Source organism: Parabacteroides sp. PFB2-10, from assembly GCF_029893085.1.
In the GTDB taxonomy this organism is placed as follows: domain Bacteria; phylum Bacteroidota; class Bacteroidia; order Bacteroidales; family Tannerellaceae; genus QVMG01.
In genome coordinates this window covers 28,492-53,806 of sequence record NZ_JARXWI010000013.1, presented here as the reverse complement: position 1 = coordinate 53,806, position 25,315 = coordinate 28,492, and the positions used below count along the sequence as shown (strand labels likewise).

Annotated in this window: 21 protein-coding genes; 19 read left to right on the top strand and 2 right to left on the bottom strand. The window is 46.6% G+C overall.

Going from position 1 to position 25,315, the window contains the following annotated elements; all coding sequences use genetic code 11:
- Positions 1-25: 25 nt before the first annotated feature.
- Positions 26-952, bottom strand: coding sequence for a riboflavin biosynthesis protein RibF (gene ribF / locus M2137_RS11460; RefSeq protein WP_280766579.1), 927 nt, complete (start codon positions 950-952; stop codon positions 26-28).
- Positions 953-1,455: 503 nt separating this feature from the next.
- Here ribF and M2137_RS11455 point away from each other — a divergent pair.
- From M2137_RS11455 to metH, 8 genes are all read left to right on the top strand, one after another.
- Positions 1,456-1,737: a hypothetical protein gene (locus M2137_RS11455; RefSeq protein ID WP_280766578.1), complete on the top strand. Its 282-nt coding sequence runs from the start codon at positions 1,456-1,458 to the stop codon at positions 1,735-1,737.
- 351 nt (positions 1,738-2,088) lie between these two features.
- On the top strand, positions 2,089-2,637 hold the full coding sequence (locus M2137_RS11450) for a sigma-70 family RNA polymerase sigma factor (protein WP_280766577.1): 549 nt from the start codon (positions 2,089-2,091) through the stop codon (positions 2,635-2,637).
- A complete protein-coding gene (locus M2137_RS11445; RefSeq protein ID WP_280766576.1) occupies positions 2,627-3,928 on the top strand; it encodes a porin family protein in 1,302 nt (433 codons plus the stop codon). Before M2137_RS11450 ends, M2137_RS11445 begins: the two co-directional genes overlap by 11 nt.
- Before the next feature lie 49 nt (positions 3,929-3,977).
- Positions 3,978-4,763, top strand: a complete 786-nt coding sequence (locus tag M2137_RS11440) for a hypothetical protein (RefSeq protein ID WP_280766575.1) — start codon at positions 3,978-3,980, stop codon at positions 4,761-4,763.
- Positions 4,764-4,955: 192 nt separating this feature from the next.
- Entirely contained in the window at positions 4,956-5,714 is a 759-nt protein-coding gene (locus M2137_RS11435; RefSeq protein WP_280766574.1) for a hypothetical protein, read from the top strand.
- A 37-nt stretch (positions 5,715-5,751) separates the two neighbouring features.
- Positions 5,752-6,318: a Yip1 family protein gene (locus M2137_RS11430; RefSeq protein ID WP_280766573.1), complete on the top strand. Its 567-nt coding sequence runs from the start codon at positions 5,752-5,754 to the stop codon at positions 6,316-6,318.
- A gap of 12 nt (positions 6,319-6,330) precedes the next feature.
- Positions 6,331-6,792, top strand: a complete 462-nt coding sequence (gene smpB, locus M2137_RS11425; protein WP_280751041.1) for an SsrA-binding protein SmpB — start codon at positions 6,331-6,333, stop codon at positions 6,790-6,792.
- Positions 6,793-6,876: 84 nt separating this feature from the next.
- Positions 6,877-10,596, top strand: coding sequence for a methionine synthase (gene metH / locus M2137_RS11420; protein WP_280766572.1), 3,720 nt, complete (start codon positions 6,877-6,879; stop codon positions 10,594-10,596).
- Between the two features lie 66 nt (positions 10,597-10,662).
- On the opposite strand, the gene M2137_RS11415 is transcribed toward metH, so the two are convergent.
- Positions 10,663-11,907 carry a DUF1080 domain-containing protein gene (locus M2137_RS11415; protein ID WP_280766601.1) on the bottom strand — a complete coding sequence of 415 codons (1,245 nt, stop codon included), beginning with the start codon at positions 11,905-11,907 and terminating at the stop codon, positions 10,663-10,665.
- 502 nt (positions 11,908-12,409) lie between these two features.
- Here M2137_RS11415 and M2137_RS11410 point away from each other — a divergent pair.
- The 11 genes from M2137_RS11410 to M2137_RS11360 all read left to right on the top strand — a co-directional run bounded on the left by M2137_RS11410 (position 12,410) and on the right by M2137_RS11360 (position 25,305).
- Positions 12,410-13,933 carry a Do family serine endopeptidase gene (locus M2137_RS11410; protein ID WP_280766571.1) on the top strand — a complete coding sequence of 508 codons (1,524 nt, stop codon included), beginning with the start codon at positions 12,410-12,412 and terminating at the stop codon, positions 13,931-13,933.
- Between the two features lie 125 nt (positions 13,934-14,058).
- On the top strand, positions 14,059-14,919 hold the full coding sequence (locus M2137_RS11405) for an RNA polymerase sigma factor RpoD/SigA (protein ID WP_280749524.1): 861 nt from the start codon (positions 14,059-14,061) through the stop codon (positions 14,917-14,919).
- 352 nt (positions 14,920-15,271) lie between these two features.
- Positions 15,272-15,946 (top strand): DUF3575 domain-containing protein, encoded by a 675-nt coding sequence (locus M2137_RS11400; protein WP_280766570.1) that lies wholly within the window; start codon positions 15,272-15,274, stop codon positions 15,944-15,946.
- A gap of 87 nt (positions 15,947-16,033) precedes the next feature.
- Positions 16,034-16,894 (top strand): hypothetical protein, encoded by an 861-nt coding sequence (locus tag M2137_RS11395; protein WP_280766569.1) that lies wholly within the window; start codon positions 16,034-16,036, stop codon positions 16,892-16,894.
- On the top strand, positions 16,891-17,844 hold the full coding sequence (locus M2137_RS11390) for a fimbrillin family protein (RefSeq protein ID WP_280766568.1): 954 nt from the start codon (positions 16,891-16,893) through the stop codon (positions 17,842-17,844). Before M2137_RS11395 ends, M2137_RS11390 begins: the two co-directional genes overlap by 4 nt.
- 64 nt (positions 17,845-17,908) lie before the next feature.
- The gene (locus M2137_RS11385; RefSeq protein WP_280766567.1) at positions 17,909-18,985 is read left to right on the top strand and encodes a hypothetical protein; all 1,077 of its coding nucleotides are present in this window, start codon (positions 17,909-17,911) and stop codon (positions 18,983-18,985) included.
- A 35-nt stretch (positions 18,986-19,020) separates the two neighbouring features.
- Positions 19,021-20,121 (top strand): fimbrillin family protein, encoded by a 1,101-nt coding sequence (locus M2137_RS11380; RefSeq protein ID WP_280766566.1) that lies wholly within the window; start codon positions 19,021-19,023, stop codon positions 20,119-20,121.
- Positions 20,122-20,173: 52 nt separating this feature from the next.
- A complete protein-coding gene (locus tag M2137_RS11375) occupies positions 20,174-21,745 on the top strand; it encodes a fimbrillin family protein (protein WP_280766565.1) in 1,572 nt (523 codons plus the stop codon).
- A 5-nt stretch (positions 21,746-21,750) separates the two neighbouring features.
- A complete protein-coding gene (locus M2137_RS11370) occupies positions 21,751-22,893 on the top strand; it encodes a fimbrillin family protein (RefSeq protein ID WP_280766564.1) in 1,143 nt (380 codons plus the stop codon).
- Positions 22,894-22,902: 9 nt separating this feature from the next.
- Positions 22,903-24,135 carry a hypothetical protein gene (locus M2137_RS11365; RefSeq protein WP_280766563.1) on the top strand — a complete coding sequence of 411 codons (1,233 nt, stop codon included), beginning with the start codon at positions 22,903-22,905 and terminating at the stop codon, positions 24,133-24,135.
- An 18-nt stretch (positions 24,136-24,153) separates the two neighbouring features.
- Complete coding sequence (locus M2137_RS11360) at positions 24,154-25,305, top strand: hypothetical protein (protein WP_280766562.1); 1,152 nt, start codon at positions 24,154-24,156, stop codon at positions 25,303-25,305.
- Positions 25,306-25,315 lie beyond the last annotated feature (10 nt).

The window sequence follows — 25,315 nt, the reverse complement described above, 5'->3', positions numbered from 1 at the left end:
TGGTGTTTTTCGTGAAACTATCCGGTCAACCCTGCATCAGTGCTTTTACCGTCTGACGGTCTTTCTCCAATTGATCTTTCAGGGCTTCCAGAGAATCGAACCGGATGTCTCCTCGCACATAATGAATAAACGAAACGCTAATCTCGTTATTGTAAATATCTTCATTGAAGTCGAAAATGTTGACCTCAAGCGTAATATCCTCTCCATTGTTGAGCGTAGGGCGACTGCCGATATACAACATGCCGGCATAGACATTGTCTTGTATATACACGCTGACGGCATAGACGCCGATCGCCGGGATCACTTTGAAGGGTTCATCCACCCGGATGTTGGCCGTAGGGAAACCCAGTTTGCGCCCTACCTGGTGACCGCCGACGATATGCCCCTTGATCTGGTAGGGATAGGTGAGCAAGCGGGCAGCCGTTTCTACATGGCCTGAAAGGAGTTGCCGTCGTATCTCCGAAGAACTGACAGCGGATGTTCCCGCTTCGAGCTCTTCACCCGGCAAGACTTCTATATCGCAATCCTTCCCGTAAGCCATATATTCCGTTAGCCCCTCTGCCCGGTTATGCCCGAAGCGATGGTCGTAGCCGACAAGCAATAGCTTGGTATGCAGCTGATCGGCCAGGATCGTACGGATAAACTCTTTGGCTGTCAACCGCGATAATTTCGGTGTAAAGTCAAGCAGGATGCAATAGTCGATCCCTGTTTCTTCAAGGTGTTGCAGTTTTTCCGGAAAGGAATTCAGAAGTTTCGGCTGATAATCCGCCTGAAGTACCTTACGCGGATGCTGTGGAAAGGTGATGACCGCCGTGGGAAGACCCCTTTGTGACGCCATGGTTTGTAAACGTTCGATCAGGAAGCGATGCCCTCTGTGTACGCCATCGAAGAAACCGGCCGTAACAGCCAGTTCGATACCTTGTAATTCTTTCGTGTCTTTAATAATTTTCATCAGGAAAATATCCACTACAATAGAATATAGGAGCAAAGATAGCTATTTTTGCCTACAAACAGCCCGGCATTTCTTATTTGGACAGGACGTTCCTTTTTCTTCTTATTCCAATCAACAAAATGAAGTTTCATTATTCTCACAAATTTTTAGCCCCAGAGAATTTTTTCTCACGCGGGGGAGAACTTTTTCTCAGGGTCGAAAAAATCGTGAGAAAGAATTCTCAAGGCTCAAAAAAACATGAGATTTTTTTAGGTATAGGGTGCCATCTCTTGTATATCGAACCTGTTTCACATAACTGTTGTATTCCGGAAGGGAAGAATGCAATCAGCGTAAATCGACTGTTTTGTAATAGATTAGACAAAAGTCCGTTTAAAATTGATGTAAAAAGACACAAACAGATGTGCTTTTTTTGAAATTGAAACAAGTTTTTTCTAATTTGCAACATGCGTTGATGCTTTTCTTTTCATCTTTGCTCTGTGTTCAACTGGATAAATTCTTTAATCATGAAATGCGAGAATCGTTATTGCTGGGTCTACATAGACCGGGAAAAGGGGACTGACCACCCTTTGTGTATTCGGTCGGCAGAGACCTTCTCCCAAGTGTTACAGGAAAGTGACGGGTGTGAATTGCTTTACTTTGAGCAATTTAATTCGACCGATGAAGGGTTGGCTCATAAGCAGCTTCTGAATACATTAAGTAGCAAAGGCCTGTATCATACGATTCGCTATTATAATCCGACTTTTCGTGATTTGCATGAGGATTTTTCTTTATATAGAAGTTTTTAAAGTGAAGTATGTACTTGTTTGATATTAAAAAGGTGCTTCACTAACCCCCTTTACTATATACACCCCCTCTAACGGAACTTAAAGAGTACCCCCACTCTTTAGTGTTCCGTTATTTTTTTGAAAAAAAGATAGTGGACTGTTTCGGAAAATAGCAGGTGGATATACGTTAAATATATTTATCAAACGAACTGTTATTATCTGCTTGCCCTTATCTTTGCCTTTGTTTTGCAAAAGCGAAAATCGTTTTTGTTTTTTTTGACAGACGATTTTTGTAAGCCATGCAGCGTTTCTGTATTTACAAACATCATACTAATTGTATGGCCTCTGCGGAGGCAGTGATGGCACGACTGAATGAACGAGAAACAACTGATAGAGAGTTGTAGGAAGGGGAACAGACGGGCTCAAAAAGAGCTCTACGAGACATATTCCCGCAAGATGTTGGGAGTTTGCCTGCGCTATATAAGCGATAGGGAGACCGCCCGCGATTTGCTTCAGGATGGTTTCGTAAAAGTGTTTACCAGTCTGGACTCTTATGCCAGTGCAGGCTCGTTTGAAGGTTGGATGCGAAAGATCTTTGTTAATAATGCGTTGGAATATCTGAGGCGATCAGATGTATTGCGGGAATCAACCGATCTCGATAACACGGCGGAGCTGGCCTCTGCCGACAATACGGTGATATCAGCCATGACAGCCGGTGAATTGATGCAGTTGGTGCATGAGCTGCCGGTGGGTTTTCGTACGGTATTCAACTTATTTGCGATCGAGGGCTATTCGCATAAAGAGATCGGGGAAACACTCGGTATAACTGAAAGTACTTCGCGCTCGCAATACACTCGTGCCAAACAGATACTACAACGTAAGATTAATGAATTATTTGAGGATAATGTACATGAACGATAAAGAAAGAGATAGTATTGATGATCTGTTCCGGTCGAAATTATATGATTTTGAGGCCGAAACGATAGACAGTGATTGGGATGCCATTGCAGGCAGACTTCCAGTTGGCAGGGTTGTTCCCTTCTATCGGAAAGCCGGAGTCTGGGTGGCGGCCGCGGCGATTGCTATCTTGCTTACGATAGGCGGTCTGTTTATGATTGACTCAGAAGATGTTTCGCCGCAGATTGCTCAGGAAATAGAACGCCGGACAGAAGAGGTCAAGACACGGATGGAGAAAGGTGTAGATGTGGTGGATGATACTTATCAGGCGGTTCAACCGGAACTGGCCACTCGCCCGGTTTTGGCCAATCAATCTGCCGGAAAGAAAGAAATAAGAAAAGTGAGAGAGATTTTCCCGGTTGGGAAAAGTGAAGAGGATAAAGAGTTGAAGACTATAGATGTCGGTGATGATGAACGGAAGGTTTCGGAAGCCACAAGTGAAGTGGATAAGCAGCGTGAAGATGTGGCTTCGAAATCTCCTGGCGACAGGGAGCAGGAAGCTCCTGTCCTTTTAGCCGATGCGGCGACCCGCCCGGCGGAAAAAGAAAAAGTACCCCGCCGTTGGGGCTTTGGCATGGGAGCGGGTGGTGTCTCGGTAGGAGCCAGCAATTCGGTGCCGAACTACATGGTAAGCACCATGGGACTGCGCAGCGAGGATCTGATTATATTGAATGCCGCCTCGGAAGACAAGCCGCTGCCTAAAACGGATATTCATCACAACAAACCAGTCTCTTTTGGCTTGGGTATCAACTATTACCTGAACGATCGCTGGGCATTGCAAAGCGGTCTGAATTATTCTTATCTTTCTTCTAACTGGAATACGACACCGGTGGAAGGAGGCTATCAGGTGAAGGTGAAACAACAGCTGCACATGGTCGGTATTCCTCTGTCGGTTACCTATAAGATTGCAGAATGGAATCGGTTTATGGTGTATGCTTCGGCAGGTGTGTTGGCGGAATTGAACGTGGCAGGTACTCAGAAGGGTGAACTGGTGCGTGATATAAACTCACAGAATGTGACCTGGGACGATAGTAAGAAATCCACACGAATGAAAGAACCATTGCTTTCGGTGAATGCGCGCGCCGGCGTGAGCTATCCGCTTCTTCGTTTCTTAAGTGCCTATGGCGAAGTGGGAGCCGGCTATCATTTCGATAATGGCAGTAGCTTTATGGACGAAAAGAGCGATAATCCGATCATCTATTCGGAAAAACCATTTAATCTGAGTGTGCAGCTGGGTTTCCGTTTGGGATTTTAGATGAAAAAACAAATATGAATCATACAATTTATTAACAGTAAAAAAAGAAATGAAAAAGATTAAGATGTTGGGAGTGGCCATGATGGCTGCCGTAGTTATGTTGCTTACCTCTTGTTTGGGGGATACGAACACGGTAACAGAAGGGTATGGATTTGGTGTGATAAATAACGGCGCTATGTTTAGGAATGTTGCACATGTTTACGGATGGGGAGCGCTTTATGCTACGGATTTTGACACACTGATGAACGGCGATTGTGTTTGGTTGAATTTCGAATATGACACAGCCGATCCGAATAATGCGAATAGTGCAACCAATGGATTTGCTTATGTTACCCTGTTGCAGAAACCGGTTGAATTAGACAAGGGAAACTTTAATCCGGTAGTTTCTAATTTAGATGAAGCATTGCCGGGTGAAATAGCCTTAAAACACGGAGCCTATGGTGTGGAATCGCCACAATATTTTGCGGCTATTGGCGATTATCTTTTTCTGACACCTGTATATGTTGGAAAGGAAAAACAGAAAAATAGCTGGTCTTTATACTATGATCCCTCTGCGGAACCTGTTATGAAAGACGGGGTTTACGTATATACCTTCTATGTACGAGGTGTTATGGAAACGGAAGGCGAAGGAAGTGATAAGGATTTAGCCGATATCAGTCCTTTTTATACCTATGGCCATCTTACGCGGATTAATGATAAAGAATATGCGGCAGGAAGAACAATCTTTGCCCTTGAATTCAAACATGTGCAAGATTTTGATGAAGAGACCGGTGCTCCTGTTTGGGGGGATAATGTGACTACTTACAGATTAAGAGTTGACGCACCACAGCAATAAGAATAAACCATTTCAGCGATAATCGGAGGCGTAACATGGCAGAGTTTCTGCATTGTTACGCCTCTTTTTGTTTATTTTCGTATATTTGCAATATAAATGCTGCGAAGATAGGATGCGCCTCAGCATAGCTCAAGCAAGCTTGGCTCTGCATTCAACATTCACTATCTTTGCCCCAGCTAAAAGGCATCCGTCATGAGAAATTTCTTATTCAATAGCTTCTATCTACTGCTTTTATTCTGCCTTACGTCTTGTATGGGCGAGTCGAGCGACCGTATGGGGTATTTCCGCTATGGCGTGGTTACAACAGAACCCTCTTTGAGTCTGTCTACCTCAGACGGAGTGGATATCCGACAGATATCTTTTCCGGAACTAAACGGAAGCCAGGCTGGGGATTGTTTCTTAGTCGAATTTAAAGCCGATTTCAGTCAGCCTGCGAAGTCAGGAGTCTATACCGTAGAAATGTCGACCTTGGAACCGGTCAGACAACATCAGTTGGAGGAGACGGAAGAGGCGCTTCCCGATACGGTTCCTTCCGCAAACGAGCAGTTTCTGACCTTGAATATGAATAAAGGACAACTTCTGAAAGGACGTTTTTTTGTGCATATCGACCAGAAAGAACACCGCGAAGGGCAAACGGAAGCCTTTACGCTGGCGTTTAACCGCGATAGTGTGTTCCGTGAAACGGAAGAAACAGGCCGCTATTACGAGTTCTGTCTGCGTGCCATTCGTGAAGGAGGGGTTGACTCGCTGAAGTCGACTGTAACAGAGATACATGCATTGAATCTGGGCTCTTTCCTCAAAGAAGCTGCCCTGAAAGAGCAGGAAGCAGGAAAAGACTCGTTATTTTTCCGGTTTCAATATGCAAACCGGGTGCAGGTGGTAGATGGCGATAGTGTTTTGAGTTGGTCGTCTACCGCTTTGTATGGTGTTCTGTTATCGGAAATCGATTAATTCGCTACTTTTGTAGAACCAATTGTGTGACGAAATTATGTTTAAAGAGATATTCAAATGGGTCGTTTCGCTCGCCTGGCAACCCAGAAAAGCCTGGGAAGAACTGGCCAATAAGGAAGAAGGAAAGGAAGACTTTCTGGGACGATTCGTGTATCCTTTGATGGGATTGCTTACGGTGGCTGCATTCTTGGGAATATTAGTAACCCGGAAAGAGTTCGATGTGGAGGTGGCCTTGAAAGCCTCTATCCGCACGTTGGTTGCTTTCTTCGGCGGATATCACCTGACGGTCTATTTATTGAATGAGATAGGTAGCGGATGGTTTAAGCGCGAGAAAGACCTGAAACGCTGGCAGTATTTTGTAGGTTACTCCTCTTCCTTCCTGTTTGCGCTTACTGCTCTGTTGATGTTGGTTCCGGAGTTTTTCTTTTTGAAAATATTTGTTCTTTATACATTCTATATCGTTTGGGAAGGGGCACCCGCCTATATGCAGGTTGAAGAGAACGAGAAGGTGAAGTTTGTAGCGGTGGTTACGGGTATGATTCTGCTTGTGCCGAATGTGATTGAGATTATTCTGAAGCTATTGATGCCCGGATTACGTTTTTGAAATAGCGAAAAAATGAAAGAAAAGATATCAAATAACATACAGATCAAAAATAAACGGGCAACTTTTGATTATGAGTTGCTCGAATCGTTTACGGCAGGCATAGTCCTGACGGGAACGGAGATCAAATCCCTTCGCCTGGGGAAAGGTAGCCTGGTGGATACCTATTGCGTAGTGGAAAGGGGCGAAGTGTGGGTCAAGAATATGTATATCGCGGAGTATTTTTACGGCACCTACAATAATCATACGGCACGACGCGACCGAAAGCTGTTATTGAACCGCAAGGAGATACGCAAATTGGAGGGCGCGACAACAAATAGTGGCTTTACCATTGTTCCGACCCGCATGTTTATCAATGAAAAGGGATTGGCAAAAGTCGTCATCGCCATCGGGAAAGGAAAGAAGGTGTATGACAAACGCGAATCGATCAAAGAGCGTGACGATAAACGCGAAATGGACAGGGCGTTTAAACGCTAAAGCGGTTTTTAAATGGATAATTGACAATGGATGACTGATAAGCTATTGACAATAAATCCTCTACACTATAATTACTTTGACAATATGCATACAAATAAGCAAATAACCCCTTCACCCTCCTCTCCTTTATCCATATTCAGTCATCAATTATCAACTCGCATCCTCGTCTTGGATGGCGGATTGGGTACGATGATCCAACGCTTTCAACTGACGGAAGAAGATTACAGGGGAGAGCAATTCCGCGACGTTCCGGAACAACAAAAAGGGAATAACGATCTTTTATGCCTGACACGCCCCGATGTGCTTGCTTCCATCCATGCGGATTACCTGCGAGCCGGCGCGGATATAATCACTACTAATACATTTAATGCCAATGCCATATCACTGGCTGATTATGGCATGCAACAACAGGTACGGGAGATTAACCTGGCCGCTGCCCGGTTAGTGAGGGAGGCGGTAGACAGCTGTGCCGCCGGCACCGATCGTATACTCTTTACGGCAGGCTCTATCGGTCCGACCAATAAGACCGCCTCCATGAGCCCGGATGTGAATGATCCTGCCTACCGGGCGGTAAGCTATCGCGATCTTTACGACGCCTACAAGGAACAGATCGAGGCATTGGTGGATGGAGGCGTGGATATTCTTCTTTTCGAGACCGTATTCGATACGCTCAATGCCAAAGCCGGATTGGAAGCGGCTGTGGATGTATTGAAAGAAAAAGATAAAGAGCTTCCGATCATGCTCTCCGTCACCCTTTCCGGGAAAGGGGGGCGCACATTCTCCGGACAAACACTGGCTGCGTTTCTGGCCTCTGTGCAGCATGCGCCGATCATTAGCATCGGATTGAATTGTTCGTTTGGCGCGGCCGATATGAAACCTTACCTGAAGGAATTGGCCAGCGTAGCACCTTACTATATCAGTGCCTACCCAAATGCGGGGCTTCCCAATAGTTTCGGCACATACGATGAGACGCCTGAATTGATGGCTACGCATGTCCGGCCGTTTGTCGAAGAGGGATTAGTGAATATCTTAGGCGGATGCTGCGGCACGACGCCCGATCATGTCGCCCAATACCCTGCCTTTGTACGGGGAGCTAAGCCGCATATCCCGGCAGAAAAGCCGACTGATCTTTGGCTGTCGGGTCTGGAACTGCTTGAAATAAAACCGGAAAATAACTTTATCAATATCGGTGAACGCTGCAATGTGGCGGGTTCACGCAAGTTTCTTCGTCTGATTAAAGAGGGGAAACAGGAAGAAGCCCTCTCGATTGCCCGCAAGCAGGTGGAAGATGGTGCGCAGGTGATCGATATCAATATGGACGATGGTATGCTGGATACCGCGAAGGAGATGTGTCACTTCCTGCATCTTATCGCCGCGGAGCCCGATATAGCCCGTGTCCCTGTGATGATCGATTCCTCGAAGTGGGAGGTGATCGAACAGGCATTGATGTGTGTACAAGGCAAAAGCATCGTCAACTCCATCTCACTGAAAGAGGGCGAAGAGGTGTTTCTGGCTCGTGCAACGCGTATTCGCAGCTTAGGAGCCGCCGTCGTTGTCATGGCTTTCGACGAGAAAGGGCAGGCCGACACCTACGAGCGCAAGATTGAAATATGCGAACGGGCGTACCGTTTGCTCACACAGAAGATAGCATTCCCTCCGCAGGATATCATTTTTGACCCGAATGTACTGGCGATTGCCACCGGTATCGAGGAACACAATGGGTATGCCCTGGCCTTTATTCGTACGGTGGAATGGATCAAAAAGCACCTGCCGGGCGCTAAAGTCAGCGGCGGCATCAGCAATCTCTCTTTCTCTTTCCGGGGCAATAACTATTTGCGCGAAGCGATGCACGCCGTATTCCTCTACCACGCCATAGCGAAAGGCATGGATATGGGCATTGTGAACCCTTCGACAGCTGTACAATACGATGATATAAGCGCCGAATTACGCAGTCTTTTGGAGGATGTAATCCTGGCGCGCCGTGCGGAAGCGGTGGACGAATTGATCACCTATGCGCAGAACCAACAGCCACAAACACCCGATACACTTGAAAAGAAACAAGAGATATGGCGCGAAAGCCCGGTCGGCGAACGACTGGAGCAGGCTTTGATGAAAGGCCTTACCGATTGGCTGGAGGCCGATATCCAAGAGGCTTTGCAGCAATATCCGCAGGCGGTAGACATTATCGACGGCCCGCTGATGAACGGAATGAACCGGGTCGGTGAGCTTTTCGGGGCAGGCAAGATGTTTCTCCCGCAGGTAGTGAAGACAGCCCGTACGATGAAAAAGGCGGTTGCCATTCTGCAACCGGTCATTGAAAAGCAGAAAGCCGCCGAGGCCTCCTCGAAAGCCGGTAAGGTATTGTTTGCCACCGTGAAAGGTGATGTGCATGATATCGGCAAGAACATCGTCTCTATCGTCCTCTCCTGCAACAATTACGAAGTGATCGACCTGGGTGTTATGGTGCCGGCAGAAGAGATTATCCGCAAAGCCATCGAGGAAAAACCCGATCTGGTGTGCCTCTCCGGCCTGATTACCCCCTCGTTGGACGAGATGGTTCAGGTAGCCGACGCGATGCAGAAAGCCGGTTTGCAGATTCCGTTGATGATCGGTGGAGCCACGACCTCTAAGTTGCATACGGCTGTGAAGATCGCTCCTCATTATAACTATCCGGTGATCCATGTGGTCGATGCGTCGCAGACTCCATTGGTGGCTGCCAAACTATTAAATCCCCTGACACGCGATGCTTTTATCGAAGAATTAAACAAAGAGCAAGAAGCCTTGTGTTTGGGCGTAAACCAGAAAGAGATTTCTCTTCTTTCTTTGCAAAAAGCGCGTGAAAACCGAATTTCAATCGACTGGCAAACCTATTCGCCTGTCGAGCCTCAACAGAAAGGAATCCAGGAAATTTCCTATATCCCCGTGGAAGAGGTCATTCCTTATATCAATTGGACCTATTTCTTTTCCGCCTGGAAGTTAGGCGCCTCCTATGCGGAGATCACCCGTTTGCACGGTTGTGATGCCTGTCGTGCCTCCTGGCTCTCCTCGTTTCCGGAAGAGAAAAGAGGCAAAGCGGCTGAAGCGATGCAGCTCTATAAGGATGCCAACCGCCTGTTGGATCGCCTTGTCGGACTGAAAGCGGAATATTGCAAGGCGGTTTACGGCCTCTTTCCAGCTTATAGTGAGAACGATACGCTCTATATAGGCGAGGAGTCATTCCCGATGTTGCGTCAGCAAGCCAAGCGCGACGAAGCGGTTTGCCGCTCGCTGGCCGACTATGTGATGCCGCGAACAGAAGGCAGAACCGATTATGTGGGCGCCTTTGCCGTAACCGGAGGAGCCGGCATGGATTACCTGAAGCAACAGTTTGAAGCCGATGGCGATACCTACAATGCCCTGTTGTTGCAAACAGTAACCGACCGCCTGGCCGAGGCCACTGCCGAGTACCTCCATAAAAAGGTACGAACGGAGTTCTGGGGATATGCCCCCGAGGAGTCTTTACCGGTGGAAGAGCTATTCAAAGCGCACTACCAAGGGATCCGTCCGGCCATTGGTTATCCATCCTTGCCCGATCAGGGACTGAACTTCACGATTGACCGCCTGTTGGATATCTCCCGCATCGGCATTCGCCTGACGGAGAACGGTGCCATGTTGCCGACAGCCTCTGTCAGCGGACTCTATATCGCCCATCCTGAAGCCGATTATTTCCTCATCGGAGCCATTGGCGAAGACCAGCTTGCCGACTATGCCTCCCGCCGTCGTCTCTCCGAGGAGGAGGCACGTAAGATGGTGAATAAATTATGAATTATGAATTATGAATTATGAAAAGTCGCGAATTCTCATCATTCATCATTCATCATTCATAATTCATCATTCGTCACTAAGAATCAGGTTTCTCCATGCCACCTTAATGCCGCCTCCGTCGTGGATCTGCAACGCGATACGTCCCTGGCCTTTGCCTATCTTCTCGTCTGTCAGGTCGATCATCGGATGGCCATTCAGCCATGTTTTTATGTTGTCGCCGGCAACCTTGATACGCATCGTGTTCCAGTCGCCCACTTTCAGGTGTTCCTCCTGTTCTTTCGTAATCTGTGCGATCCAGCCGCGCCCGTACGATTCGTAAATGCCGCCCGTTCCGTGTCCCTTTGGCGCTACTTCAACCTGCCAGCCGTTCACTTTCACCTTCTCTTCAATGAAAGAACGGATAAACACGCCGGAGTTACCGTCGGCCTCCTGTTTGAATTCAACCGTCAGGTCGAAGTTGTCGTAGTAATCACGCGTGGCCAGGTAGCCATATTGTTTGTCGGGTCCGCTCTCACAATACAATAAACCGTTTTTTACATACCAGAGTTCCGTTCCGTAGGCTTCCCATCCGTGTAGGTCGATGCCATTGAAAAGCAACCTCTCTTTGCTTGGTTTATGTGGAAGCTCTTTGATCTTGATATTGCGAAACGAGGCGGGGTCGCCATGATCCTGCAGGCAGATTACTCCCTTCTTGGCCAAACCATATTCCGGAGCATTCGCCCATTTACCACTGTTCTTACGGCTATGCCAGTCGTCTGTCCAGGCCTCAAACTCAAGGATCTTTTGCCCGTTCAACCAATGTTCCACATGGCCATTGTCGAAAACGATCTTCGAGTTGTTCCATTTTCCGTACGGATTCACCTTCATTTTCGACTGGTCAGGCAGATACATCGCATAGTCGACGCCCAACTTTTGCCATTCTTCCAATTCACCTTCGAAATTAGGCACATCCAATAGTTGATATTCTGGCCCGGTCACGTATGGCACTTTGTATTGCGGGCGTTCCACCACATGATACAACATGCCGCTATTTCCCCCCTTCGTCAGTTTCCAGTCCCAGGAAAGCTCGAAGTTCTCATACATCTTCTCGGTCACGATATAGCCGTTCCCATCGCTTCCCTTACCTACCGCCTGAATGCAACCATCTACCACATGCCAGGGTTCAGTCAGCGTGGTTCCGTTGTAATCCCGCCAGCCTTGCATGGTTTCCCCATCGAATAATAGCTGCCATCCTTCGGCTTTTTCTGCTTCCGTCAGCGTGTTGTGTTGTGAACTGATACAAGAAGGGAAAAGAAACCCCGCTGTGGTCATGACGGTGATGATTTTGCTGATTTGTTTCATGTGTTTGTATTTTAGATTTTTACTTATGTTTGAGAATTACAAAAATACCATAAATAGTCGATTAATTGAAATTAACGTAACTATTCCCCCTCTTATTCATCTACGGGATTTATAGTGTTCTATCAAAATTGTTATTTCTGTCGGCGTTATTTTTGTCGAGAGAATTTGCAGGCGACCATGCTCAGCCAGCAAATTGCTTGCATTATCCTAAAAAAGACTTAAACTGACAAAATGGTTTAAACCTTCGGGAAGTTTGTCTGTTCTATATATGGACGACTGTCGAAATGGCAGGAGGATTCGAAATGAGTACATTGTTATGCACAGTACTGTTAATCCCCGTTAAGCGGAGCCTGTAAGGCGTTAAAAGAGTTGAAAAAGGAGGTGGAGTAGGGAATAACAGCACGATTTTTGAGTTTATTTGTGCATAAATAAAATGTTAAAATTAAGTGTTTAATTAAAAGATTGAAAGTGTATGAAGAAAGCGTGGAAGAATCTATTAGGGGTTGTGGCAGTAGCAGCTATTAGTGTAGGTGCCGCTATTGGTACGAGTTCATACCTGACAAATAAAAAATTGTCGGAGCCGACCTATTCGGTGGACTCGGAATATGGGTTTAAACAACAACCATTTCATTATGCCAATTATAACACCGTGGCTGCAGAGAATATCGATTTTACGGTAGCTGCGGAGAACTCGGTGCATGCTGTTGTGCATATTAAAGCAACGGCCAAAGCGCAGCAGCGTAGCGGAAGGCAATATGTACATCCGCTGGAAGAATACTTTTTTGGCTTTGGCGGTCGCGGACAGATGCAACCGCAACCCCGTGTGGGTTCGGGCTCGGGCGTGATCATCTCGGTAGATGGCTATATTATGACCAACAACCATGTGATCGACGGGGCAGATGAATTGGAAGTGACCCTGAACGATAACCGGAAATTTTCGGCGAAAGTGATCGGGGCCGATCCGCAAACCGATATTGCCCTGATTAAGATTGAGGCAAACGACCTGGCAACGATCCCGTTTGGTGACTCGGAAGCCCTGAAAGTGGGTGAGTGGGTATTGGCTATCGGTAACCCCTTCAACCTGACATCGACGGTGACCGCCGGTATTGTCAGCGCCAAAGGACGTGGTGGTATCACCCGCACGAATGGCGGAATCGAGTCGTTTATCCAGACAGATGCAGCGGTGAACCCGGGTAATAGTGGGGGCGCCTTGGTGAATACGAAAGGAGAACTGGTGGGTATCAATACCGCGATCTATTCGGAAACCGGAAATTTTGCCGGATACTCCTTTGCGGTGCCTATCAGTATTGCCGGAAAAGTAGCGGCAGACCTGAAACAGTACGGCGTGGTGCAACGGGCTATTATGGGGGTTTCTATGCTTGATATACAAAATATGCCTTTCTCTTCGGATGAAAAAGTGAAAAAAGACAAGGAAAATCTGAAGGTGACGGAAGGTGCGTATGTTGCCGAATTTACCGATCGCAGCTCTGCCCGGGAAGCCGGTATGGAAGTGGGTGACGTGATTGTTGGCGTGAATAATGTAACTATCCGTACGGCAAGCGCATTGCAGGAACAGATTAGTAAGTATCGTCCGGGTGATAAGGTGAAGGTTGAAGTAGACCGTTATGGTAAGAAACAAACCTTTACCGTAGAGTTGCGAAATGCGCAGGGCAATACGGAGGTGGTGAAGAACCGTGGTGATGTGGCCGATGTGTTGGGTGCTGCCTTTAAGGAACTGACAGATAGTCAGAAAAGACAATATGGTATTCGATATGGTATCGAGGTGACCGGTGTTTCCAATGGAAAGTTTAAAGAAACCGGTATTACGAAAGGATATATTATCATGGTCGTGAATGATCAACGCGTGTCTACTCCGGAGGAATTTGAAAAGATTGTGGAGAATGTGATGAAGTCGACGGATGACCAGGTGTTGTTTATTAAAGGGATGTATCCGAATGGACGTTCGAGGTATTATGCGATCGATTTAGCAGAATAGGCGTTCGTCTTTTGGGTAAAAAGATTGTTAAAGGTACTTAATTGGCTGGATGTGGGGTGCATTCAGCCAATTTATCCGAAAAAAAGTGTAACTTTGCACCCCATATTTTCAATGAAACAAATTGGATGAGACAACTAAAGATTACCAAGTCCATTACCAATCGCGAAAGCGCTTCCCTTGATAAGTATCTCCAAGAGATTGGGCGTGAAGATCTTATCACGGTGGAAGAGGAAGTAGAATTGGCACAGGCTATTAAAAGAGGAGACCGTAAAGCATTAGAGAAATTGACAAGAGCCAATTTGCGTTTCGTTGTTTCTGTTGCAAAGCAATATCAAAATCAAGGCTTAAGTTTGCCCGACCTGATTAATGAAGGCAACCTGGGTTTGATTAAAGCGGCAGAAAAATTCGACGAGACGCGTGGTTTTAAGTTTATTTCTTATGCGGTATGGTGGATTCGCCAGTCTATTCTGCAGGCGTTGGCAGAGCAGTCACGTATTGTTCGTCTCCCGTTGAATCAGGTAGGTTCGCTGAATAAGATCAGCAAAGCCTTCTCGAAATTCGAACAGGAAAACGAACGTCGTCCTTCTCCCGAAGAGCTGGCAGATGAATTGGATATCCCTGTTGATAAGATTTCCGATACCCTGAAGGTGTCCGGACGTCATATCTCGGTGGATGCTCCGTTCGTGGAAGGCGAAGACAACAGCCTCTTAGACGTACTTGTGAACGATGATGCTCCGATCGCCGACCGGTCGTTGATGAACGAATCATTAGCTAAGGAGATTGATAGAGCGCTTGCTACATTGACCGAAAGAGAGTGTGAGATAATCAAAATGTTTTTCGGTATTGGCTGTCAGGAAATGACATTAGAAGAGATTGGCGACAAATTTGGCCTCACAAGAGAGCGCGTCCGCCAGATCAAAGAAAAGGCAATCAGAAGATTGAGACAAGGAACACGTAGCAAGCTCCTAAAAACTTATTTAGGGTAAAACCTCTTCAAAAGAAATTATTTGTGCTGCCATCCCGTTGAGGGGTGGCAGTTTTTTTGTTCTTATCCCTTCTTTTTCAGCGGACGAGAGGCTCCCAGGTGGGTGCTTCGGACTATAAATGAAGCGAAAGAAGTGTGAAATGATCAATTTGTAGAGAAAACCAATGATAAATCGCTGGTTTTTTTCGTATTATCAAATAAAATGCCTTCCTTTGTAGAAGGATAAGTGTGGAAATTCATTGGCTGTATTTTTAATTTAACAGGTAAGTGTACAAACTTTATTGAATATAAGGGGGAAATTTTTTGTTATTGTTTGATGAAGGGTGTATATGGTTCTATAATAGAGCGTATTAATGAATAATGCTTACAATAAGAGTAGGGGTATATTGCATGTGTTGATTTTTATACTATGGAGTTTTGTTCCGCTTCATGCTGAGCAAAAAAAAGAGATTCTTGAATCAGGTGCTCAGGAAGTAAAAGAAAAGGAATCTCCTCTATTAGCCTTTAAAACAAACAGTTTACGTTGGATCGGATTCACATCGGAGTTCAAGCATACCGCTTTTACCCCTAATCTCACAGTTGAATATTTCATTTCTTCCCAGTGGTCGCTACAAGCGTCTGCGATGTACGCGTATTGGAATTACGGGGCTGAGCGAACATTTTGGGGCGTTTCTGGTTATAGTATGGAGCCACGTCGTTGGTTGATGGGGAATAAAAATACCGGGCTTTATGTCGGGGCATTTATAGGAGCCGGAGATTACGATGTGCGCAATAAGAGTAAAACAGCAAATGCGACCCGCCCAACGGATAATTATACCGGAAAATATTGGCAGGCTGGGCTTTCTGTTGGATACTATTGGACTATTTATAAAGGATTAGGTGTTGAAACAGGCGTTCGCGCGGGATATAGAGATTCTAACGCGCGCGCGTATGAGTGGAGCGATCCTGATAAATTTTATATCGGAGAAGAAAAAGCGAACAAATGGGGAGTCATGGAGTGGAATATCAGCCTGGCTTACCGATTTTAGGGGAAAGATATCAGTGATTCATGATATAATTGAATGCAAGTAAGGAATCGATTTTTAGTAATAGGGTTATTTGTCTTTGTTCTTTTTATGATTGCTTGCACGGAAGCTACGTTGCAAGAGAAGACTAAGGAGACAAAAGGCATACTGCATGTTTATCCCGAGTGGGAAGAACAAGAGGTAACCCCTGTGCTTAATACCCATCTCTACCAGATGGAGGCGACCCCCTTACACCTGGAAACCGCTTCGTCGGAATATAGTATCACTACCGAAGCAGGCATTTATTCCCTTATCAGCCATAACACCAATACCTTGGGTCTCGACTTTACGGATCTCGATGATTACCATCAGGCGAAAGCAACCGCTATCCGGGTCGATCAGACAAAAACTGACGCCAAAGAACTCCTCCCTTCCGAAAACGCCTTCCGCCTGGCAGTGGAATCAGCCATGGTTACTGCCGAAGAGGAAACAATCGTACATTCCCGGATGTATGCCCTGACAAGAACGCTTTTCCTACAGTTTAGTGTTACAAATGGCGATGAATATCAGCGCATAAGTGGTATGCTCGAAGGTGTTTATTATGCTGTTTACCTGGCGACCGGACTGCCCGTTGGCGATGAGACCGACTGGAAGATCCCTTTTGACATTGAACTAAGCGAGGATAATACGGCTACGGCAGTTATTCACCTATTGGGACTCTATAATCCGTCCAATGGAACGCATTATCATAACAAGATGCATGTGGTACTCGAAGACGACGAATCGAACACTTATTGGGCAGAGGTCGACCTGAGCGAGGTTATAACCGACATACTGGACAGCAACAAAGGTGATATACCAATCGATATTCCCGTTGAGATTGAGGTAGAGCTGGAGGTGATCGACGGTGGCCTGACAGCAACGGTTAAACCCTGGGAAGAGGGAAAAGGTACGGGAGATATAACAGAATGATGAAAACTAAACGATTCATAGTAGCCTGTTTTGGCATCTGCGCCCTGTTCTCTTGCGTGAAAGAGGAGACGGCACCGGTGCCCTCTTGCGCTAAAATAACGCTGGGGGTGAAAACTGATGCCTATGAATCGCGTGCCTCCGTCAACGATCTCTCCGACCTGGCCAAGATGGGCGACCGGATAGGCATCTATGCCATCACCGATTGGTCGCTACCGGCGGTGATGCCCCATGTGCGCACAACTGCTGTCGATACAGAGACAGGCAGGCTTCAGTGGGAAGGAACCTATTATTATCCCTACCGCGAAGAGGTACGTTTCTACTCCTATTATCCGTATGCGCCGACCGGCGAAGCAGGGGCGAACTATATGGAAGAGCAAACGGGAGCCGCTCCGTTACTTCACTTCACCCTGACAGGCGAGGAAGACCTGATGTATGCCGATCCGGTGGTCGGATCCGACAATAAAATACCGGCCTCTTTAGCCTATAACCATCTGTTGAGCCAGTTCCATTTTGTCTTGATCGATGAGGGTGACTTTAGCGAAACGGCCATAGAAAGTATCACATTCAGGGATGTCAATACCTCTTCTGTCTTGTATATCGAAGATGGCAATTTGGGTGATTGGTCTAATCCGCAACATATTGCTCTCCCCTCTTCCTATCCCGTGAAGATAACGGGCACAGAGGAGAAGCCACAGAAGATTGCCGGCAGCCTGATGTTGCAACCCGGATTGCGACAGTTCTATCTGGACATCGCGACCGACAACAAAGGCATATTCCGGGATGTATGCATAACCCCTCTGGGTGAATCCACTTTTGCCGCGGGGCATTCGTATGAGATCACCCTGACGTTCCGGAAAAAAGAGGAAGAGATAGAGGTGGATATAGAAACGACCGCCTGGGTCACCCCCTGGAAAGAGGGAGGCGAAGGATCGGGCACGATAGATAGATAAGCGTAAAAACAACTATAAAAGAAGAAAATAATAAAAACAAGTAATAATTTAAAAAAGAATGATCATGAAGAAAAGTTATTTATGGATGGTAGCCGCCATAGGAATGGCTACGGCATGGACCGGTTGCTCAAAGGATGACAACGGTTTTGACAACACGCAGGAGGTAGCAATTATGGCTAAATCCAAAGCGTTGACCTTGGAGGTGGAAACAAAAGCACCGTTTGAAGGGGCGATTAGCGGCACCAACAATTTAACCGCAAGGGTGTTGGTCTCTAAAACAGAAGATAATTATTCAGCGCTCCATACAAACGGGACGATGACATTTACGGCTAATGGAGAAACACCTGTCGCTTTTGCCTCTATCGAAACCGGTGGAAACAAATCTTTTCCCGGGGATCAGACCATCTATATGGTGGGGCTTTATCCGGCTGCCATTGGCACCGGCGGATGGAGCACTTTTGGAACAGCAACGACTCACCCGATTGACGGGAAGAGCGATATTATGACAGCGGCGCAAGTGAGTACCAGTAAATCTGCAGCAACGGGCACGACCCCTTCTTATCCTACGTTAGCCTTCACACATAAGCTGACAAAACTGAATATATTGGTGGTGGCAGGCGGTGATGATGCTACGGCTAAAGCAGAAACATCTGCTGCCTGGGGCAAAATCACCGATCTTAGTTTAACGCAGGCAAAGGGTAGCTCAGGGCTTGCTGCGGTAAATACGATCGCAACCGTGACTTTCTCTACAAACGCTGTTACATTCGGTACTACCGGAACTATTCCTTTCTACAAAGCAGGTGCAACTGCCTATCATGCTAAAGATACTGTTGTTGCCAATTTGGGAGAGAAAAGTATTGAAATCCCCACTGCAGCAGCACGGGTGGCTTATTCATTGGTAACACCGGTTACGCTGTCTGGTACAGACGCACAAAACGCTTATGTACTGAATATAAAAACAACGACTGCCACGACTGCCATCCCTGTTACAGTACAGCTTACCCCAAAAAATGCTGAAGTAACAAATACGGCGGGATATGCTTTTAATGTTACGCTTACTTTCAAAGGAACAGAAATCAAAGCTACGGCAACAGTGACCGATTGGGTAGCCGGCGGAACAGGAGCAGGTACTATCGAATAAAAAATAAATAAAGAACAATTTAAATACATACAAAAATGAAAAAGTATTTAGTATTCGCATTATCCATTTGTCTGTTGAGTGCCTGTAACTCGGGAGATAATGAACTGATACCCGAAGAGACCGATCCGGTAGCGATCACCCTAAGCGCCAAAAGCCTGGCGATTGGCGTAGAGACAAAGGCACCGTATATGGATACAACGCCGGGAACAACTGCGAATTTGACAGCACGGGTTGTTTCTTCAGCAACATCGCTTGAGTATAAGTCTCTTTATTCAAACGGAAAAATGATTTTCATAAGCTCTGAAGGAACGCCTACTGCGGTAGGTTATGAAACTACTCCTTCCACTACCACCTATTATCCAGGGAGTAATTCAGCTATCTATTTCAGCGGATTCCATCCGTATGATACATGGACGCTTCCTGCTTCGGATGCTAGCGGTGATGCTGTTAAAAAAGCCTCTTTTACCTTTACCGGTAAAGAAGATGTAATGTATGCCTGGCAGGTATCCAATACAAAAGATGCTGCTCTTGGTGGAACTGTTCCTAATCTGGAATTCAATCACCTATTGACCCTGTTGAATGTGTCTGTGAAAGCGGATACTGATGGGAAAGCTGCTTGGGGGAATATCACAGGGATAGATTTAATAAAAGCTGGAGGAGCAGCGGTAGAACCGCTTAATACGGTAACAGTAACGATGGCAACAAAGCCGGCAGAAGGCACCCCTATACCAGCCGTGGTTCCTTCCAAAAGTGGATCAACAACGGTCGTTATCCCCTTCTATCATACGGGAACAGATGTTGCGGTTTCAGAAGTAGAAACTGGTGGAGATGGAGATAAAGTTATAACATTGGGCACTAATTTCCCTGACTCTCCTAACGCTTACGCTATGGTGGCACCCATCACAGCAACCGGAACAGCTGATTTTACATTAAAAATCTATTCTTCTACTTATACGGGAGGTCGTGAAGTAAAGATAAATTTAAGGCAAAAGGATGCGCCATCTACTGAATTTACGGGATCTACCCAAGGTAAATCTTTTGAGATCGCATTAACATTCCAAGCAACAGGCATTACGGCTACGGCTACTGTAGCGGAATGGGTTGCATCGGGCGGCGCTGCGGTAGATGTAGAATAAGTAGTAAACTTATAGCGTGAAAAAGGGTAGACACATACTATTTCTTTGTTTGATGGGATTAGGGCTCTTGTCTGGTTGTTCAGACAATGACCCTGACTTCATCGGAGGCAATACGGGGGCGGAGATTGTCGCCAGTGCTACCTCCCTGCGTCAACCTTCCGTCGAGACCAAAGCGCCCTATAACGAGACGAGCCCGAGCGTGGATAGTCCGTTAAAGGCGCGGGTACTTGCCTCGAAAACCTCCGGTGATTATACGGCGTCAACCGGCAAGCTTCATGCCGACGGCACGATGACCTTCACAGGGGCAGGAAGAACACCGTATGATACGGAAGGATTTTCGGGAAAGAGTTTTTATGAACTCGATGGCTCTTCGCTTTATTTCTGCGGCCTCTATCCAGCTACCGGCTGGAGCGCTTCTCCGACTACCACCGCCTCTTTTACCTTTACCGGTAAAGAGGATGTGATGTTTGCCCTGCAAACCTCTTCGGACATCTCGCAGGCGGCGGAGAAGCCGGAATTTACATTCAACCACCTGTTGACAAAGCTGCATATCACACTGGTAACTGAAAACGCTGGTATACCGGCGGCTTGGGGAGATATTACGGATTTACAATTGACGAATACCAAAAACAAAGTAACCGTATCATTGGGTGCTGCGAATATGGGAGCAGCGGTTCCCGTGAACTCCGCCTATTCGGTAGACAATAGTATCAGCACGCTAAGCGCACATCTGGTAGCAGACGATACACCGGTTTCAAACTATTCTACCGGGATCCCTATCGCCCTGAAGAGTGATGATCTGGCACCACAAGCTTATATCCTTGCTGCGCCGGTTACGGCAGGTGACGGCAATGAATATACGTTGCGCATTAAGACCTCCAATGGAAGCGACAAAACAATTGGACTGGATCTGAAAACGGAGAGTACTCCCTTTGAAGGATCTACGCAAGGCCGTTCATTTAATGTCACCTTGAACTTCCGGGGAAACGAAATCAGCGTCGAGGTGGCTGATTCCGATGATATAACAATCGGCGAGTGGGCTACCAGCCTTGTGTTGCAAACGATTATGCTTACCATGTACAGAAAAAAAGATGCGGAAAACATGCTATTCGCCCTGGATGTACTCAATAAGATCAACGCAAATAGTTTTTCGCATACATACAAGTATTTTGGCTTGTATGGTGTGAACGATGTAACCCACGATATGGAGTTTGATGTGGCAGTGCTGACCACTGCGGGTCTGTTATCCAGTTTCAAGACGGGGCAGCATGTTATGTTCGACATGAAGAAACTGATTCGCAAATGGGATACGTACCACGGCGACCCCACCGACCCCAATGATCATGATGACCCAACCAGGCAATCTACTGTTGTCCTGAAGAATTATCAAGAGAATTGGGATCTTGTGTCAGCCAAACAGACGATCAAGACAGGCGATCATCCGGGAATCGACTGGGAGAAATGGGCAAGTGAAGGAGGCTATGAGATAGATGATGTAGACGGCACCACGTCTGCCACACTCCCCGCTGTCGATGGCTTTCCGACTCTTGAAGGAGGAACGACCAACATCAACCCATCGGATGTGCTTACCAACCCAGGAACGCTTATCATAAGAAAAAAATGATGATGATGAACCGTAATATATATATCGGATTATTCCTGTTTGCAACTCTGTTATGGGGTTGCGACAAAGAACAAGCAGAGGAGCCTACACCACCGGACAACTCGCGTAAGATCGGTTTATATGTAGATGCCGACCTGACCAAAGCGGAGGTTACGACTACGGCCGACCAGATACTCTCGCTTGGCATTATCGGTTACTCAACGGGAACGGACGATTTTAATGGTAAGACAGCGCCCAACCTATTCGATAACGCGCTTGCCGAACGAATGGTTGTGAATGAAGAGACCGGTGAGTTATCATCCTGGAGTTACACCCCCATAGCCTATTGGCCCGCCAACCCAGCGATAAAGAATACCTTCTTCGCTTATTCACCCCATCAAGAGAACTTTCCGAAAGGATCGTTCGCTGTTGTTCCTGAGAAAATAAAAGAATTGGAAGAAGAGGATACTATAAGCTACCCCTATTTAATTTACAGCGTACCGGAAAATATGAGCGAGCAGATCGACCTGCTCTATTCGGAATATAATGCGGATGTGCAAAACATCAACTACGAAAAAAACAATGGCAGCGTGAAGTACAACATGAAGCACGCGCTGCTCTGGCTTCGCTTTATGATTGCCCCTTTGGTAGAGAATGATGATCCTTTACCGAACGAGGTCGAACGCTACGAAGTCACCGAATTTAATATGACAGCGGGACGCATTATCAATACCGGCCGGTTTGATATGGCTACCGCCACCTGGACCAATATACCCGAATTGAATGATGATGAAGGATACGAACCCGCAGACTACGCGTTCGACTACCTATGGGAAGATCCGTTGATGGTAGATGCCGGTGCATTAGAGCCTATGGGTGGAAGAGATTATGCAAATTGCCTGATGATCATTCCGCAGAATATCGAGCTTAGTAAGAATTTTACGGCGGTAAACGTCGCGTTCATCCATCACGATGCCTCGGATTCCCCATCGAATACGGAACATTATATAACGATGCCTTTCCCTGACGTGAAGCTGAATAAGCCGGGCTATGTGATGACATTCATTGTGAAGTTATCCATCTCGGGGGCGTGGATTGAATTTCAGAGTAGTAACCCCATAGATGAATGGCTGGAAGATGAGACACTACGGGAGATTGAGGGATTTTAATAATTGGATATGAGACAAACGCTCTATATAATCGCCTTATGCTGCCTGACGCTGCTCTTTGGATGCAACGATGAGGAAGATACACCCATTCCGACAAAGAGACCCGAAAAGGCACGTGTTGAGTTGAGCGGTTCTTTGCCGGCTCCGGGTATCCCCACGCGCGCCGATGACGAGTATAACGATCCCGGTGGTATGATTCATCCCATTCCAAACAGCGACGGGCTCCCGCCCTATCAGTTGAAAATAGGGATCGTGACGATAGAGTTTGGTTCTTACGAAAATAATACTCCCCCTACCGTCGCGGAATGGAATGACCCGACTACTTACCTTGACTACGGGTTCTTCGGGGGGCAATCCCCAAACGACAAACCTGGAAATTATACCGAAGAAGCATCCGATGACCCTATAACCCCCGATCCTCATGCCGGTGCCACCGGCCCTACCGTTTGGACGGGAAATATCGAATATACCAACCGTAAGGGAGATGCCATTCAACAGGTTTTTTACGACGAGATGGGGATCTACTATTACATGGTGGCATTCTATCCCTATCATGCTATCTATGATATTGAAAACGTTGAAGAGGATGAGAATGGAACCATCATCTGGGATGATGTTTTAGGGGCGGCGGTAGTCTTCGAGGTAGACGGAAGTCAGGACATCATGGCTTCGACTATGGGAGGAGGAAATATTGAGCATCCCTTCACTGAGGCACTGACCTTTTCGCACAAGCTCACCGCCTTGCGGTGTCATTTCTTTGCCGAGAGCGCACTGGCGAAAAGTCTTTATGGCACCATCGACTCCGTGAAACTTATTAATCAGCCAAAGAGAATAGGATTGAATATAGGTAAACAGGCTGACGCAGGTAAATATGATGATGAGCTTTTCGACGCGGAGCGGGGATTAACCACCGAATACCCGGCAGTTCGTCCCAAAGACACGAACGGTAATCCGGTGACAGGCTCTTTGTCACTACCTACTACCTACGCTACGGCCGCAGCGGTGGAATTCGGCTATATGCTTGCTATGCCTGCGCAAACCTATACGTTCAGTATATTTACTTCCATCCGAGGTAAGAATAATCCGGTGTATGTTACTTATGACTTCGATCCGGAGAAGACTGGCGTCATGCCGTTAGCAGGGAAAATATATAACCTGGCCTTCAAATTATTAGAAACGGCGGAGATCCGACTCGAAGCGGCCGAGGCGGAGGAATGGTGGTTCGATCAGCGATACGATTAACAGATTTGAGATATGAAGATGAAAACGATACGATATATAATATATGCTTTGTTGCTGTTGGTCCTCTTCGCAGGATGCAGTAAGACGGAGCTGCCGATCGAAGAAGAGGAGCTGGTTGCTATCGAACTGGTGGGGTTAAACGGATCGGTACAGGTGTCACGTGCCGGTATCGATCCCTCGTTAACCGCGATTGAAAACGCTACCATTATCGTGTTTGACGGAACCGAGGATAAGGTGCTTCATCGCCGGACTATCAAGTATACCGACGGCGAGAGAGTATATTTAAAAAGGGGCGGTACCTACCGGGTATTTGTTATCGCTAACCTCGTCGATGCCAACTGCCCCGACGACTATACGGCGGAGACCTATTTCGATGATGTAACCAATATAGCTCACCTTAACAATAAATACTTTATCTCTTCGGCAGAACCAGGTAAAGCACCTACTAAAATGCCGATGATCAGTGGTTCCAAAACCAGTCCGTTTGCAGTAGTTACATTAAACAATCCAATCCAGACAACGACTGTTACACTCAAACTGCGCAGCCTGTATTCCAAAATGGAAGTTAATATATACAATCTGGTGGATGCTTCGGGAAATAATCTTTCCAGTGTGGAATTGCTCTCGTGCTATTCAAACAATCTTCCCGCCTACTCCTGGATCGTCGAACGTCACACGACCATTGATGAAATTGGAGCTAAAGATGATTATCCCCAATCCCTTACGCCTGTTACTGCAGGTTACAACCGCTCTTCCCTAACTGATATTCGCCGCGTTGTTAACCACCCCATCGAGGAACAACCTCCTAATAGATATGAATGGCATTACCTTGAAGTCTATTGTCTCGAGAACCGTAGGGGAACTGTTGCGAATTTGAATGCGAAAGATCGAAAGGCAAAGGCTCCTAAATTCGCCTTTGAATTCAATTTTCAGGGAAATGCTGAAGATAACGAGGTGCTTCAAACCTACGTGCTTGTTGGTAAGGGATACGAAAATAGTACTCCATTGTATGGTAATTTTGATATCGATCGTAACTGTATATACAGAGTAAACGTTTATGTGGACGGTGTTTCCAATGTGCAGGACGATTCTCGCCGGATGTATCTGAATGTGGTAATAAGCGGAGATCTGGAATCACCGGAAGATGGAGAGGATATATATGAGTTTTAATACTGTTGAG